This is a genomic window from Geodermatophilus sp. CPCC 205506, assembly GCF_051383635.1.
GTDB lineage: Bacteria > Actinomycetota > Actinomycetes > Mycobacteriales > Geodermatophilaceae > Geodermatophilus.
Genome location: NZ_JALPKP010000035.1, coordinates 1 through 13101, shown reverse-complemented (window position 1 = coordinate 13101; position 13101 = coordinate 1). Strand labels below are relative to the sequence as shown.

Annotated in this window: 14 protein-coding genes and 1 pseudogene; 8 read left to right on the top strand and 7 right to left on the bottom strand. The window is 75.2% G+C overall.

Translation table 11 applies throughout. The features are described 5' to 3' along the window. Window positions 1-11 precede the first annotated feature (11 nt). The gene (locus MY520_RS18960; protein WP_436694117.1) at window positions 12-1802 is read right to left on the bottom strand and encodes an FAD-dependent oxidoreductase; all 1791 of its coding nucleotides are present in this window, start codon (window positions 1800-1802) and stop codon (window positions 12-14) included. Window positions 1803-2011: 209 nt separating this feature from the next. Here MY520_RS18960 and MY520_RS18955 point away from each other — a divergent pair, with 209 nt between their 5' ends. The 4 genes from MY520_RS18955 to MY520_RS18940 all read left to right on the top strand — a co-directional run bounded on the left by MY520_RS18955 (window position 2012) and on the right by MY520_RS18940 (window position 5733). Next, window positions 2012-2428: an ester cyclase gene (locus tag MY520_RS18955; RefSeq protein ID WP_436694116.1), complete on the top strand. Its 417-nt coding sequence runs from the start codon at window positions 2012-2014 to the stop codon at window positions 2426-2428. Next, window positions 2425-3267 carry an SDR family NAD(P)-dependent oxidoreductase gene (locus MY520_RS18950; protein WP_436694115.1) on the top strand — a complete coding sequence of 281 codons (843 nt, stop codon included), beginning with the start codon at window positions 2425-2427 and terminating at the stop codon, window positions 3265-3267. The genes MY520_RS18955 and MY520_RS18950 overlap by 4 nt, the downstream gene beginning before the upstream one ends. A gap of 205 nt (window positions 3268-3472) precedes the next feature. Beyond that, the gene (locus MY520_RS18945) at window positions 3473-4657 is read left to right on the top strand and encodes an LLM class flavin-dependent oxidoreductase (protein ID WP_436694167.1); all 1185 of its coding nucleotides are present in this window, start codon (window positions 3473-3475) and stop codon (window positions 4655-4657) included. 179 nt (window positions 4658-4836) lie between these two features. Then, complete coding sequence (locus tag MY520_RS18940; RefSeq protein ID WP_436694114.1) at window positions 4837-5733, top strand: cold-shock protein; 897 nt, start codon at window positions 4837-4839, stop codon at window positions 5731-5733. Window positions 5734-5758: 25 nt separating this feature from the next. Here the strand turns inward: MY520_RS18940 and MY520_RS18935 are convergent, their stop codons facing one another. The 3 genes from MY520_RS18935 to MY520_RS18925 are packed head-to-tail and all read right to left on the bottom strand — an operon-like array spanning window position 5759 to window position 8863. Next, complete coding sequence (locus MY520_RS18935; RefSeq protein ID WP_436694113.1) at window positions 5759-7135, bottom strand: FAD-dependent oxidoreductase; 1377 nt, start codon at window positions 7133-7135, stop codon at window positions 5759-5761. 10 nt (window positions 7136-7145) lie between these two features. Then, window positions 7146-7625, bottom strand: coding sequence for a hypothetical protein (locus MY520_RS18930; protein ID WP_436694112.1), 480 nt, complete (start codon window positions 7623-7625; stop codon window positions 7146-7148). Then, window positions 7598-8863, bottom strand: a complete 1266-nt coding sequence (locus MY520_RS18925; RefSeq protein ID WP_436694111.1) for an FAD-dependent oxidoreductase — start codon at window positions 8861-8863, stop codon at window positions 7598-7600. The genes MY520_RS18930 and MY520_RS18925 overlap by 28 nt, the downstream gene beginning before the upstream one ends. Window positions 8864-8961: 98 nt before the next feature. Between MY520_RS18925 and MY520_RS18920 the strand changes: the two genes are divergently transcribed. Both MY520_RS18920 and MY520_RS18915 read left to right on the top strand, forming a co-directional pair. Beyond that, on the top strand, window positions 8962-9630 hold the full coding sequence (locus MY520_RS18920; protein WP_436694110.1) for an AzlC family ABC transporter permease: 669 nt from the start codon (window positions 8962-8964) through the stop codon (window positions 9628-9630). Then, on the top strand, window positions 9627-9947 hold the full coding sequence (locus MY520_RS18915; RefSeq protein ID WP_436694109.1) for an AzlD domain-containing protein: 321 nt from the start codon (window positions 9627-9629) through the stop codon (window positions 9945-9947). The genes MY520_RS18920 and MY520_RS18915 overlap by 4 nt, the downstream gene beginning before the upstream one ends. A gap of 9 nt (window positions 9948-9956) precedes the next feature. Here the strand turns inward: MY520_RS18915 and MY520_RS18910 are convergent, their stop codons facing one another. Both MY520_RS18910 and MY520_RS18905 read right to left on the bottom strand, forming a co-directional pair. Then, window positions 9957-11438 (bottom strand): tannase/feruloyl esterase family alpha/beta hydrolase, encoded by a 1482-nt coding sequence (locus tag MY520_RS18910; RefSeq protein ID WP_436694108.1) that lies wholly within the window; start codon window positions 11436-11438, stop codon window positions 9957-9959. A gap of 116 nt (window positions 11439-11554) precedes the next feature. Next, window positions 11555-12013, bottom strand: coding sequence for a winged helix-turn-helix transcriptional regulator (locus tag MY520_RS18905; protein WP_436694107.1), 459 nt, complete (start codon window positions 12011-12013; stop codon window positions 11555-11557). Window positions 12014-12095: 82 nt separating this feature from the next. Here MY520_RS18905 and MY520_RS18900 point away from each other — a divergent pair, with 82 nt between their 5' ends. Both MY520_RS18900 and MY520_RS18895 read left to right on the top strand, forming a co-directional pair. Further along, window positions 12096-12593: an N-acetyltransferase family protein gene (locus MY520_RS18900; RefSeq protein ID WP_436694106.1), complete on the top strand. Its 498-nt coding sequence runs from the start codon at window positions 12096-12098 to the stop codon at window positions 12591-12593. Between the two features lie 19 nt (window positions 12594-12612). Then, complete coding sequence (locus MY520_RS18895) at window positions 12613-12756, top strand: hypothetical protein (RefSeq protein ID WP_436694105.1); 144 nt, start codon at window positions 12613-12615, stop codon at window positions 12754-12756. Window positions 12757-12897: 141 nt separating this feature from the next. Here the strand turns inward: MY520_RS18895 and MY520_RS18890 are convergent. Further along, window positions 12898-13101: pseudogene (locus MY520_RS18890) on the bottom strand (HNH endonuclease); the annotation flags it as partial.

The window sequence follows — 13101 nt, the reverse complement described above, 5'->3', positions numbered from 1 at the left end:
GGGCGGCCGGGTCAGCCGCGTCCCAGGACGCGGCGCAGCGCCCCGCCCAGCCAGTCCCGGGCCTCGGCGGCCGAGGCCGGTGCGCCGAGGTGCCGGGCCGCGACGTAGAGGTCCGGGCGCACCAGGAGGACGCCGGCGTCCTCGATCTCGCGGAGGTCGGCCCAGGTGCCGTACGGGTCCTCGACCGGCCGGCCGGGGCCGATGGAGACCGGGGTGAAGGTCAGCCCGAGCTCGGCGCCCAGCTCCGCGGCGGCCTCCAGCCAGGCCTCGCCACCGATCCCGGTGACCACGCCGAACCGGCCGCGCCCCACCAGGTCGAGGGTCGACGTCCGTCGGCCGCCGACGGTGACCCAGGTGTGCGGGATCTTGGCGCCGGGCCAGGTGGTGGCCTGGGCGTACAGCACCGGGTCCCGGCGGTACTCGGGCATCGGCGTCCCGTCGGGGACGACCGCCGACGAGGCGTACCGCTGGTTGTGCTCGACCCCGTGGGCGTCGAACTCGTAGGCCTTGTAGGCGATCGCCTCGCGCAACGCCGTCCGGATCTTCTCCCCCGCCGGACCGGGCGACTTCCACAGGGCCAGCTGTTCCTCGAGGTGGTCGGCCTGGGTGTGCTCCAGGTCGAGGGCGGTGAGGATCTTCCCGGTGTCGGCGATGCTCTGGTTGGCCCGCTCGACGATCTGCCGCGCGATCGGCGCGCGCTCGGCGTCGTAGCTGTCGAGCAGCGACGGGTCCGCCGTCCCGGCGACGACGTGCGCGAGCTTCCACGCCAGGTTGTAGGAGTCCTGGATGGAGGTGTTGGAGCCCAGCCCGTTGGTCGGCGGGTGCCGGTGGACCGCGTCGCCGGCGCAGAAGACCCGGCCACGGGCGATCGTCGTCGCGAAGTGGTGGTTCACCGTCCACGGCGACCGGGACGTCACGTGCATCTCGAAGTCGTCGGTACCGACGAGCGCGACCGCGAGCTCCCGCACCATCTCGTCGCTGAGGTCGGGCGGCCCCGCGGCGACCTCGTAGCCCCACATGAGCATCCACTCGTGCCAGGGCTTGATCATGCGCAGCACGCCCAGACCGACGCCCTCCCGCTCGGCCCCCGGCTGCAGCATCCAGTAGAGGACCGACGGCCGGTGCGCGACCAGGTGGGAGAGGTCGGCCTCGAACACGATGCTCAGCGCGCCGGCGACGGCCCCGGGGCCCTCGAAGGGCAGGTCCAGGTCGGCCGCGACCTTGCTGCGCGCACCGTCGGCCCCGACGAGGTACCGCGAACGGACGGTGTACTCGGCGCCGCTCAGCCGGTCCCGGAGCGTCGTCGTCACGCCGTCGGCGTCCTGCACGGAGGAGACGTACTCGGTGTCGAAGCGGATCCGCGCGCCGCGCTCCTGCGCGGCCTGGACGAGGATCGGCTCGGTGATCGTCTGCGGGGCGTCGACCATCGCGCACGGGCTGGCGAGCTCGTAGTCGGCGTGCCGGACGGTGTCGGTGCCCCACGACGGGATCCGGCCCAGCTCCTCGCCGGCCAGGCTGGTGCAGAAGGTCGTGTTGCCCATGTACTGCCAGGGCGTCGCCTCACGCATCAGCCGGTCCTCGATGCCCGCGTCGCGCAGCGTCTCCATCGTGCGCTGGTTGGTGATGTGCGCCCGCGGGGTGTCGGAGAGCCGGCCGTACTTGGTGACCAGCAGGGTGTCGGTGCCGTACGTGGCCAGGAACAGCGCCGCGGAGGCGCCGGCCGGCCCGGAGCCGACCACGAGGACGTCGACCGCGACGGCCGGCCCTTCCGCGGGGCGGGGTGTCGTCGCGGCAGCAGTCATGGAGGCCTCGTCTCGGGGTGGCGGGAACGCGGACAACTGTCCGCTGTGGCCCCGATCCCAACTGCCGGACGGCCGGTGTGTCAACCGTCACACGGCGTTGCCTCCTCCGCCGGCCTTCCCGGGGGCTGGAAGCGGCCTCGCCGGGGCCACCGCCGGCCCGGGAGGGGCTGGTCGCCCCCCCCCCCCGCCCGACCGCACGAGGAGCGCGCGTGACCACCGAGGAGAACAAGGCCGTCGTCCGGCGGTTCGTCGAGGAGTTCAAGAACAGCGGGGACGAGGCGGTCGCCGCGCAGCTGCGGTCGCCGGACTTCGTCAACCACTCCGCGCCGCCCGGGGCGCCGCGCGGACCGGAGGGTGGGCCGGCGCTGTTCCGGGCGCGGCGCACCGCCTTCCCCGACCTGGCGGTGACCGTCGACGACATGCTCGCCGACGGCGACAAGGTGGTCACCCGGCAGACCTTCTCCGGCACCCACCGCGGCGAGTACCTGGGCGTCCCCGCGACCGGACGCCGGGTCAGCTGGCCGGTCATCGACATCGTCACCGTCGTCGAGGGCCGGATCACCGAGCACTGGGCGGTCGCCGACCTGCACGGCCTGCACGCCCAGCTGACCGCGGACCCGTCGTGACCGACGTCGTCGCCCCGGGCCGGGTCGCCGTCGTGACTGGCGCCGCCAGCGGCATCGGGCTGGCGCTGAGCGAGCGGTTCGCCGCCGAGGGCATGCGCGTGGTCATGGCCGACGTCGAGGAGCCCGCGCTCGCCGCGGCGGCCGACGCGCTCCGGCAGCACGGGGCCGACGTCCTGCCCGTGGTCACCGACGTCGCCGACGAGGCGTCGGTCGAGGCGCTGCGGGACGCCGCGCTCACCACCTACGGCGCGGTGCACGTGCTGTGCAACAACGCCGGCGTCGGCGGGCCGCACGGGCCGGTGTGGACGGCGTCGCGCGGCGACCTCGAGTGGGTGATGGGCGTCAACGTGTGGGGCGTCCTGCACGGCATCCGCGCGTTCGTTCCGGTGCTGCTCGAGCAGGACGCCGGGCACGTCGTGAACACCGCGTCGATCTTCGGGCTGTTCGCGGGCACCCTGGGCATCTACGGCCCGTCCAAGCACACCGTCGTCGCGCTGTCGGAGGCCCTGCACTCCCAGCTGCGGGAGGCCGGGGCCCCGGTCGGAGTGACGGTGCTGTGCCCGAGCGCCGTGCGCACCAACATCGCCACCTCCGATCGCAACCGGCCGGCCACCGCGGGCCCGTCGGCCGGGTCCGGCCCGGCCGAGCAGGCGTCGGTCGAGCACATGGCCGGGCTGGTGGACGCCGGCCGGCCGCCCGCAGAGGTGGCCGGGCTGGTCGTCGACGCCATCCGGTCGCAGCGGTTCTACGTGCTCACCGACACCCGGCGCGAGCCGGCCATCCTGGCCCGGGCCCGCGCCATCGTCGACGGCTCCGCTCCCCTGCCGCCGCTGGGCTGACCGGCCGCGACTCCGCCGGGTGTCCGCGAACCGCACACTCCGACCCGGTGTGACGTGGGACATACTCGCCGGGGTCGCAGCCGGCGCCGCTGTTCCAGCAGCTCGCGGCGCTCCCGCTCGCCCACCGCGCAGCCCCCGACCCGCAGCCGGCCCGGCTGCGCCCTGGTCCACCGTCGAACCAGAAGGAGCCCGCCCCGTGAACAAGATGCGCTTCGGCATCTTCATGCCGCCGTTCAACAGCCCGCCCACCCAGAACCCGACGACCTCGCTGCAGCGCGACGTCGAGACGATCCAGTTGCTGGACCGGCTGGGGTACGACGAGGCGTGGATCGGCGAGCACCACTCGGCCGCCACGGAGATCATCGCCGACCCGCTGACCTTCATCGCCCACGTCGGAGCGCTCACGCACACCATCCGGCTCGGAACCGGCGTGGTCTCCATCCCGTACCACAACCCCCTCTGGGTGGCCGACCGCGCGATCCTCGTCGACCACCTGCTGCGCGGCCGCCTCATGCTCGGCGTCGGTCCGGGCTCGCTCCCCACGGACGCCGCGATGATCGGCCTGGAGCCGGCCCAGCTGCGCCCGGCGCTGCACGAGGACCTCGACGTGCTGCTGCGCCTGCTGCTGTCCGACGAGCCGGTGTCGGTGACGACCGACCGCTACACGCTCGTCGACGCCCGCTGCCAGCTCGCCCCGTACCAGGACCCGTGCTTCGAGGTCGCCGTCGCCGCCACCGCCTCCCCCACCGGGCCCACCCTGGCCGGCAAGTACGGGCTGGGCATGCTCTCGGTCGGCGCGACCACCAAGGAGGGCTTCGACGTCCTCGCCCACCACTGGAACGTGCTCGAGGCCGAGGCGGCCGCCGCCGGCCGGCCCACCGACCGGTCCCGCTGGCGGCTGATGGGCCCCATGCACCTCGCCGAGACGCGGGATCAGGCGGTCGAGGACATCCGCTACGGCTTCGACGCGTTCGTCGAGTACACCCAGAAGACACTGGCGCTCCCGCCCGTCCGCATCCCGGGCGACACCTTCGACGAGCGGCTGGCCTGGCTCGACGACAGCGGCTGGGGCGTCGTGGGCACGCCCGACGACGCGATCCAGCAGATCCAGCGGCTGGTCGACCAGTCCGACGGCGGGTTCGGCTGCTACATCCTGCTCCAGCACGACTGGGCGAACTGGCAGGCCACCCAGCGCAGCTTCGAGCTCTTCGCCCGCCACGTCATGCCGGCGTTCCAGCCGTCCCAGAAGCGGCTGCTCGCCGCCGAGGCGTGGGCGCGCAGCAAGCACAGCGAGTTGGACGCCAAGAACGGCGCCGCGATCCAGGCGGCGTCCGACCGGTACGCGCAGGAGAAGGCCGGCCAGCAGCCGGCCGGCGCCGGCCAGTCCTGACCGGCGCGGGGGTGCCGCCGCGGCGGCTCGGGGACGGAGGTGCTCGTGGAGGTGTGACCGGCGCGCGCACCGCCGTCGTCCCCGTAGGGCACTCTGGAGGCGGTGCGCCGCCGGTCCGGACCGGCGGCGACGGCCGGCGGGACGGACCCGCCGACGCCGAGGAGTGCAGGAGCAACACGATGCCGCAGGGCACGGTCAAGTGGTTCGACGCGGAGAAGGGGTTCGGGTTCATCGAGCCCGACGACGGAGGGTCTGACGTCTTCGTCCACTTCTCCGCGATCCCCGACCAGGGCGGCTTCCGCAGCCTGGACGAGGGGCAGCGGGTGGAGTACGAGGCCAGCCAGGGTCAGCGCGGCCTGCAGGCCGACACGGTGCGACCGACCGGCGGAGGCGGCGGCGGCCGGCCGCGGCGCGAGGAGTCCGGCTACGGCCGCGGTCGGGAGGACGCCGGCTACGGCCGGGGTCGCGACGACGCCGGCTACGGCCGGGGTCGGGAGGAGTCCCGCGGAGGCCGCAACGGCGGCCGGTCGGGGTCCGGCGGCGGTCAGCGCGCCACCGGCACCGTCTCCTGGTTCAACGCCGAGAAGGGCTTCGGCTTCATCGCGCCGGACGACGGCGGCGACGACGTCTTCGTGCACTTCTCCGCGATCGCCGACCAGGGCGGCTACCGCAGCCTGGAGGAGGGCCAGCCGGTCGAGTACGAGGCCAGCCAGGGTCAGCGCGGCCTGCAGGCGGACTTCGTGCAGCCGCTGGAGCGCGGCCGGGGCGGGGCGCCCCAGGGCCGCGAGTCGCGGCCGCGCGGCGACCGGCCCGAGCGCGGCGACCGGGGCGGCGACCGCTCCGCGCCGCGCCGCTCCGGTGGCGGCGACCGCGCCACCGGGACGGTGAAGTGGTTCAGCGCCGACAAGGGCTTCGGGTTCATCGAGCCCGACGACGGCGGCCCCGACGTCTTCGTGCACTTCTCCGCGATCCCCGACCGGGGCGGCTTCCGCACGCTCGACGAGGGGCAGCGGGTGGAGTACGAGGCCAGCCAGGGTCAGCGCGGCCTGCAGGCCGACGCCGTCGACCCGATCTGACCGGCAGGGCGGGTGGAGGCCGGCGTCACAGCTCGCGGACGTCGGCCTCCACGGCCTCGAAGGCCTTGCGGGCGGCGATCAGCACCGGGTCCCACACCGGGGAGAACGGCGGGGCGTAGGAGAGGTCGAGGGAGAGGATCTCGTCGACGCCCATCTCGTTCCAGATGCAGATCGCCAGGGCGTCGATCCGCTTCGCGGACTGGTGCCGGCCGACGATCTGGGCGCCGAGCAGCCGTCCGTTGCGGCGCTCGGCGATCATCTTGATCCGGATGGGCTCGGCGCCGGGGAAGTAGCCGGCCTTCGTCGTCGAGTCGACCGCCGCGGTGACGAAGGAGTACCCGGCGGCCTCGGCCTCGGCGGTCGAGAGGCCGGTGCGGGCGGCCTCCACCTCGCAGATCTTGGTGATGGCCGTGCCGATGACGCCGGGGAAGGTCGCGTAGCCGCCGCCGATGTTGATGCCGACCACCCGCCCCTGCTTGTTGGCGTGCGTGCCCAGCGCGACGACCACCCGCTGGCCCGAGAGCCGGTGCCGCGACTCGACGCAGTCCCCGGCGGCCCACACGCCCTCGGCGTGGGTGTGCATCCGCGCGTCGACGGCGACCCCGCCGGAGATCCCCAGCGGGATGCCCGCCTCCTGGGCGAGGCGGACGTCGGGACGCACGCCGAGGCCGAGGACGACGAGGTCCGCGGGCAGCTCCCGGCCGGCGGCGGTCACCACGGCGCGGGCCCGCCCGTCCGGCCCGACGTCGATGGCGGCCACCGGGTCCGACAGCACCAGTTCGATGCCCTCCCGGCGCACCGCGTCGGCGATGTACTGCCCGATGTCGGGGTCGAACGTGCCCACCGGGGTCGCCGAGCGGTCGACGACGGTGACCGTCAGCCCACGCACCCGGCAGGCCTCCGCGATCTCCAGCCCGATGTAGCCGCCGCCGACCACCACCACCCGCTGCACCCGCCCGCTGTCGAGCTCGGCCCGCAGCGCCTCGCCGTCGTCCAGCACCTGGACGCCGTGGACCCCGGCGGCGTCGATCCCGGGCACCGGCGGGCGCATCGGCACGCTGCCGGTCGCGTAGACCAGCTCGTCGAACGGCTCGATGCCGGTGCTGCCGCCCTCGAGGTCGTGCCAGTGCACGACCCGGCGGTCGAGGTCGATGCCGACGACCTCGGTGCGCATCCGGACGTCGATGCCCGCGGCGCGGTGCTGCTCCGGCGTCCGGGCGATCAGCGCCGCCTCGTTGTCGACCGCGTCGCTGATCCAGTACGGGATGCCGCACGCCGAGTACGAGGTCGCCCGGCCCCGCTCGAACATGACGACGTCGAGGTCCGGCTGCCGCTTGCGCGCCTGCGACGCCGCGCTCGCGCCCGCGGCGTCCCCGCCCACCACGACCACCCGTGTGCCCACGCCGGGGACGCTAGGGGACCCGGCGACCCGCCGCCTGGCGCGCCGGCGCCTCCGGAGCCCCGCCCGTGGTCCCGGCCGGGTGCACCGGGAGCCGGAAGGCCAGCACCGCCAGCAGGACGGCGGCCACCGAGACGAGGCTGAGGGTCACCGTCTGCAGCACCTCGTCGCTGGTCGTCTCCAGCACGTGCACGTGCCGCTGGTGGTACAGGTGGTGGGGCAGGTTCGCCACGACGGCGGCGAGGCCGGTCGCCCGGGCCAGCCACACCCCGCGGGTCAGCAGGGCGACGAGGGCCACCACCCCGAGGGCCAGGTTGCCGTGCCCGACGTCGAGCAGCAGGTGCTCGTTGTAGGGGCCGTCCACGTCGACCCAGTGCCGGCCGAAGCCGGGGAAGTCGTGGAAGAACGACGCGGGCGCGAGCGCCTGCCAGGCCCCGACGGCCAGCCCGAAGAACGCGAACCAGATCAGCAGCCCGTCGACCGTGCGCCGCATGGTGTCCTCCTCGAGGGGATGGGGGGCGGGGCGTGCTCGGGCAGGACGCCGATCCCGATCAACCGGGCGGGCAGGCCCTGCAGCACGGGGAAGCGGGCCAGCAGCCGCAGCACGCCGGGCGTGCCGACCGGCCGGTCGCCGGCCAGGACCCGGCTGAGGAAGCGGGTCTGGATCTGCCGCTGCACGGCCTGGGTGACGACGGTGGGCAGCAGCCGGCGGAGGCGGACGCGGGCGAGGTCGCGGGAGCGCACCGCACCGCGCGCGAGCGGGCCGGCGAGCAGGCGCGCGGCCGCGGCAGCGTCCTGGACGGCGAGGTTGACGCCCACCCCGCCGATCGGCGACATGGCGTGCGCGGCGTCCCCGATCAGCAGCAGCCCCGGCCGGTGCCAGCGGCGCAGCCGGTCCACCCGGACGGTGAGCACCCGGACGTCGTCCCAGCTGCGCAGCGCCCCGATCGCCGCGGGCATGGCCGGCAGCAGTGCGGCAAGGTCGGCCCGGAAGGCGTCCAGACCCGCCGCCCGCAGGTCCGCGGAGCCGCCCTTGGGCACGAGGTACGCCGACTGCCAGTAGTCGCCGCGGTCGAGCAGGACGAGCAGGCGGCCGCGGGTGACCCGGCCGGCCCCGCCGAAGGCCGGCCCGCCGTCGCCGGCCGACTTCGGCAGCCGGAACCACAGCACGTCCATGGGCGCGCCGAACTCGCGCAGCCGCAGTCCCGCCGCCGCGCGCACGCGGGAGTGCCGGCCGTCGGCGGCGACGGTCAGCGTCGCCCGCACCTGCGACTCCCCGCCGTCCGGGGGCCGGTACCGCACGCCACGCACCGCACCGTCCTCGCTGAGCAGGCCGACCACCTCGGCGTCCATGCGGAGCCGGAAGGTCGGCTGCTCACGGGCCCGGTCGGCGAGGAAGTCCAGCAGGTCCCACTGCGGCACGAGGGCCAGGAACGGGAAGCGGCCGGGCAGCCGGCCGAAGTCGGCGAGGACGAAGGTGCCGTCGTCGGTGGTGACCCCGAGCCGGGTCACCGCCTGGTGCGGCAGCCGCAGGAACGCCTCGGCCAGCCCGAGCTCGTCGAGCAGGCGCAGCGTCGAGGCGTGCACCGTGTCCCCGCGGAAGTCGCGGAGGAAGTCCCCGTGCTTCTCCAGCACCAGGACGTCGATCCCCTGACGGGCCAGGAGCAGGCCGAGCACCATCCCGGCCGGCCCGCCGCCGGCGATGCAGCAGGTCACCGTCTCGTCCGCCATCCCGGACCCCCTGTCGTCGGTGCCTCCTGGCAGGGTCGACCCACCGCCGTCGTCCGGGCAAGGCTCGGCGGGCGGGCGGCCGGATCGCGGGAGGGCGTGTGGACGACGCGGCGGGGCGGAGCAGGGGCTGGCGGGACGGCGTGCGGGACGGCGCTCCCTTCGGCGGGGCGGTGTTCGTGCTCGCCGTGTCGTTCGGCGTGGTCGCCACCGACGCCGGGATGCCGGCGGTGGCCGCGGTCGTGATGTCGGCCGTCGTGTACTCCGCGTCCGGCCAGCTCGCCGCGCTCGGCATCGTCACCGCGGGCGGCGGGATCGGCGCCGCCGTCGGCGCCTCGGCGCTGGTCAGCTCCCGGTTCGTGCCCATGGGGTTCGCGCTGGGCCCGTCGCTGCGCGGCAGCCGGCTGCGGCGGGCCGTCGAGGGGCAGGCCACCGTCGACGCGTCGTGGGCGATGGCCGCCCGGGGCGACGGCCGCTTCGACCGGGAGTACCTCTTCGGGCACTCCGGGATCCAGTACGTGCTCTGGGTGCTGGGCACGGTGGTCGGCGTGTTCGCGCCGGCCCTCGACACCCGGGCTCTCGGCCTGGACGCGGTCTTCCCGGCGTTCTTCCTGGCCATCCTCGCCGCCGAGCTGCGCGACCGGCTGAGGCTGGGCGTCGCGCTGGCCGGGGCCGCCGTGGCGCTGGCCCTGGTGCCGGTGGCCCCGCCGGGCCTGCCGGTGCTGGTGGCGGCCGCGGCGGCGCTCGTCGGCCTGCGGGCGCCCCGGTGAGCGCGGGGACCTGGTGGCTCCTGGTGGGCCTGTGCACGGTCGCCACCGCGCTCACCCGCGGGGTGGGTCCGGCCGCGACCGGCGACCGGGAGCTCCCACCGGCGGCGGTGCGGGTCGTCGTGCTGCTCTCCCCGGCGCTGCTGGCCGCGCTGGTCGTCACCGCGGCGCTGGCCGACGGCCCCGAGCTGCACGTCGGTGCCGACACCGCCGGCGTCGCGGCCGCCGGCCTGCTGCTGTGGCGCCGGGCGCACGTGCTGGTGGCCGTCCTCGCCGCGGCGGTCGTGACCGCCGGGCTGCGGGCCCTCGGTGTCGACTGAGAGCGGGCCTCAGCGGCCGGGGGGCAGGACCAGCCGGGTGCCCTCGGCGCGGGTGAAGCTCGCGGCGTCGTCCGGGTCGCCCTCGCCGGTCCAGCGGGCCACGCCGGGATAGGCGTAGACCGGCCGGGTCTGCAGGACGGCCCCGTCCTCTCCCGTCCGGACGGCGGGGATCTCCTCCGGTGCCGCCCCCTCCTCCACCCACGCGACGAGCGCCTCGAACTGCCCGGTCGGCTGCGGACCCACCCCGCCGCCGCAGTGCCCGACCCCGGGGGCGAGGAACAGCCGCAGGAACGCGTCGGTGCGCTCGGCGCCCAGCCGGGCCCGCACCCGCTCGTAGTAGTCGACGGTGCCCTGGAACGGGATGCCGAAGTCGGCCGCCCCGTGCCACAGCAGGGCCTTCCCGCCGCGGTCGGCGAAGGCCGACAGGTCGGGGTCGTCGGCGGCCAGGACGGCGGAGTACATCTCCACCGACCGGTCGAAGTACGCCTCGAACGCCTCGTGGGTCAGCGTCCGCCAGTCCCAGTCCGGGTCCTGCTCGAGGAACAGGCCGATCCACCACACGTCGAAGGCGAACGGCTGCCCGACGAGCTCGCCGTCGACCACCGCGGTGTCGTGCAGGCCGGCGAACGGCGCCCCGGGTGCCAGGCCGTACCAGAGGAAGCTGCCGTCGCGCCGGCGCGGGCCCTCCCCGATCAGGCGGATGACCTCCACGTCGGCCTCGGTCAGCTCGCCGTCCGGCGTCGGCAGCCCGACCAGCGCCCCCGGGTCGGGCCGCACTGCCAGCGGGTCGCCGATCACGCGGTCGCGGACGCCGTCGCCCACGGTGTCGGAGGCGTCGACGATCGCGGCCAGCGCCGCCTCGAACTTGGCCGCCGAGACGGGGTTGCCGCGCTCCAGCATCACCAGCTGGCCCCAGATCTGGCCGACCTGCATCCTCGGCCAGTTGATCGCCGGCGCTCCGGACAGGACGCCGTCGTAGTCCTCCGGGTAGCGCTGGGCCGCCATCAGGCCCTGCCGGCCGCCGGTCGAGCAGCCGTGGAAGTAGGAGCGGACCGGCGGCTCGCCGTAGTACGCGGTCACCACGGCCTTGGCCGCGACGGTCATGTCGTGGATGCCGACGTGCCCGAAGTCCCGGATCGCCTGCCAGTCCAGCCGGCCGCGGGCGTCGAGCGCGAAGGTCGCGGCGCCCCCGGGGTGCCCGGCGTCGGTCGCGGCGCAGGCGTAGCCGGCGCGCAGTGGCTCCAGGAGGAACTCCGGCGAGCCGCCCAGGAAGCCCCCGCCGCCGCGGCCCTGGAACCGGCCGTTCCACCCGTCGGCCGGCAGGTACACCCAGACGGTGACCCGGTCGCCGGCCGGTGGGTGGGTGACGGTCAGCTGCACCCGGCAGGAGGCCGGGGTGGTGTCATCACCCGGGTCGTCGACGACCGAGTCGACGGTCGTGTTCGGCAGCGAGAGGGCGGACAGGCGGCTCGAGGCCCCGGGCACCGGCATGCCGGCCAGTCTGTCCGCCGGCAGGGACGCCGGGCACGCGGGCTTCCGCCGGCGGGAACCGGTGGTCTGTCGGCGGACCGGTGGTCTGTCGGCGGGAACCGCCGTTCAGCCGGTGATCAGCCGGCGGGGACGCGCGGGACCGGGCGGACGTCGCGGGCGCCGCCGAGCTCGTGCCCGGCCTCGCAGACCAGGGCCAGGTGGACCGGCTCGCCGCAGTCGCGGTGCCTGAGCTCCAGCGGCACGTCGCCGTCGTCGGCCAGGTAGCGGTCCCCCCACTGCATGAGGGCCACCAGGGTCGGATAGAGGTCGATCCCCTTCTGCGTCAGGCGGTACTCGTGCCGCTGCCGCTCCCCGGCCGCCTGGTAGGGCACCCGCCGCAGGATGCCCTGGTCGACGAGCGTGTTCAGCCGGTCGGTCAGCACCGCCTTGGGTGCGCCGAGCACCCGCTGGAAGTCGGCGAACCGGCGGACGCCCAGGAACGCCTCCCGCAGGACCAGCAGGCTCCACTTCTCCCCGACGACGGCCAGCGTGCCGGCGACCGAGCACCGCGACCGGTCCCACAGGGCTTCGCTCACGCGGTCAGCATAACCCGCTGAGTTCACTTGACGAACTCACTCGGCCGGAGGAGAGTTCGTTTGACGAACCCAGGAGGTCGGGATGGACATCGGAGTCGCCACCAGGCCCGTCCGGGCCGACGACGGGCCACTCTTCTGCCGGCTGCGGACCCGGCTCTCCCGGGACACCGTCTACCGCCGGTTCCACGCGCCCCTGCACGCGCCGCCGGCCGGTGCGCTTCCCCACCTGGTCGACGTCGACCACGACGCCCGCGAGGCGCTGGTCGCCGTCGTCGGCGGCGAGGTGGTCGGCGTGGCGCGCTACGACCGTCCGCCCGGCGACCCGTCCACCGCCGAGGTAGCCGTCCTCGTGGAGGACGGCTGGCAGGGCTTCGGCGTGGGCCGTCAGCTGCTCCGGGAGCTCGTCGAGCTGGCCGGACGGCGCGGCGTGCGCACTCTCACCGCGTCGGTCCAAGCCGACAACGACCGCGTCGTCGGTCTCGTCCGGCGGCTGCTCCCCGACTCCTCCCTCACGCCCGAGGACGGCGTCTACGCCGTCGTGAGCCCGCTCCCCCGGGTGCCGGCACCGGCCGGCGCCTGACCTCCGGAAGGAACCCGCCATGTCCCGTCTGCGCACCCGCCTCGCCGAGCGCCGCCGGATCCGCGCCCGGCTGCGCGAGGAACGCGCCTTCGCCCAGGTGCTCGCCGCCGCCCCGACGCTGGAGTCCGCGCACGAGCTGCGGTCGCAGGCCACGCGCCGCTGAGCGGCCCTCCGCCCTCGAAGGGGTCTGGTGACCTGATCGAGGCCGCCGGTGAAGACGCCAGTTGATCGAAAAGGGGACGGCGCGGCGCGGTAGTGATCGGCCAGTCGACATGTGGACCTGTCGTCAGGTCCCACGCATTCCTCAGAACGGTGGCGGATCGTCTGCCGGCACTGGTGAGTGCGGCGGATGGTCGGCCGGCGCCTCAGGCTCGGGTGCCGGTGTGTGCAATCCGGGTGGTCGGGTCGTCCGGGTCACTCCCGACGGTGTGGTGACGTGCAGGGTGCCGTCGGCGTCCATGACGAACCGCCAGCCGCGGGCGTGGGTCTTGAGCCGGTGGTGGCTGCG

Excerpts from the sequence above, each read along its gene's own strand:
- MY520_RS18910 (WP_436694108.1), bottom strand. The coding sequence starts at position 11,438 with ATGCCGGTGCCCGGGGCCTCGAGCCGCCTGTCCGCCCTCTCGCTGCCG.
- MY520_RS18940 (WP_436694114.1), top strand. The coding sequence starts at position 4,837 with ATGCCGCAGGGCACGGTCAAGTGGTTCGACGCGGAGAAGGGGTTCGGG.
- MY520_RS18900 (WP_436694106.1), top strand. The coding sequence starts at position 12,096 with ATGGACATCGGAGTCGCCACCAGGCCCGTCCGGGCCGACGACGGGCCA.
- MY520_RS18960 (WP_436694117.1), bottom strand. The coding sequence starts at position 1,802 with ATGACTGCTGCCGCGACGACACCCCGCCCCGCGGAAGGGCCGGCCGTC.
- MY520_RS18930 (WP_436694112.1), bottom strand. The coding sequence starts at position 7,625 with ATGCGGCGCACGGTCGACGGGCTGCTGATCTGGTTCGCGTTCTTCGGG.
- MY520_RS18925 (WP_436694111.1), bottom strand. The coding sequence starts at position 8,863 with ATGGCGGACGAGACGGTGACCTGCTGCATCGCCGGCGGCGGGCCGGCC.
- MY520_RS18945 (WP_436694167.1), top strand. The coding sequence starts at position 3,473 with ATGCGCTTCGGCATCTTCATGCCGCCGTTCAACAGCCCGCCCACCCAG.
- MY520_RS18895 (WP_436694105.1), top strand. The coding sequence starts at position 12,613 with ATGTCCCGTCTGCGCACCCGCCTCGCCGAGCGCCGCCGGATCCGCGCC.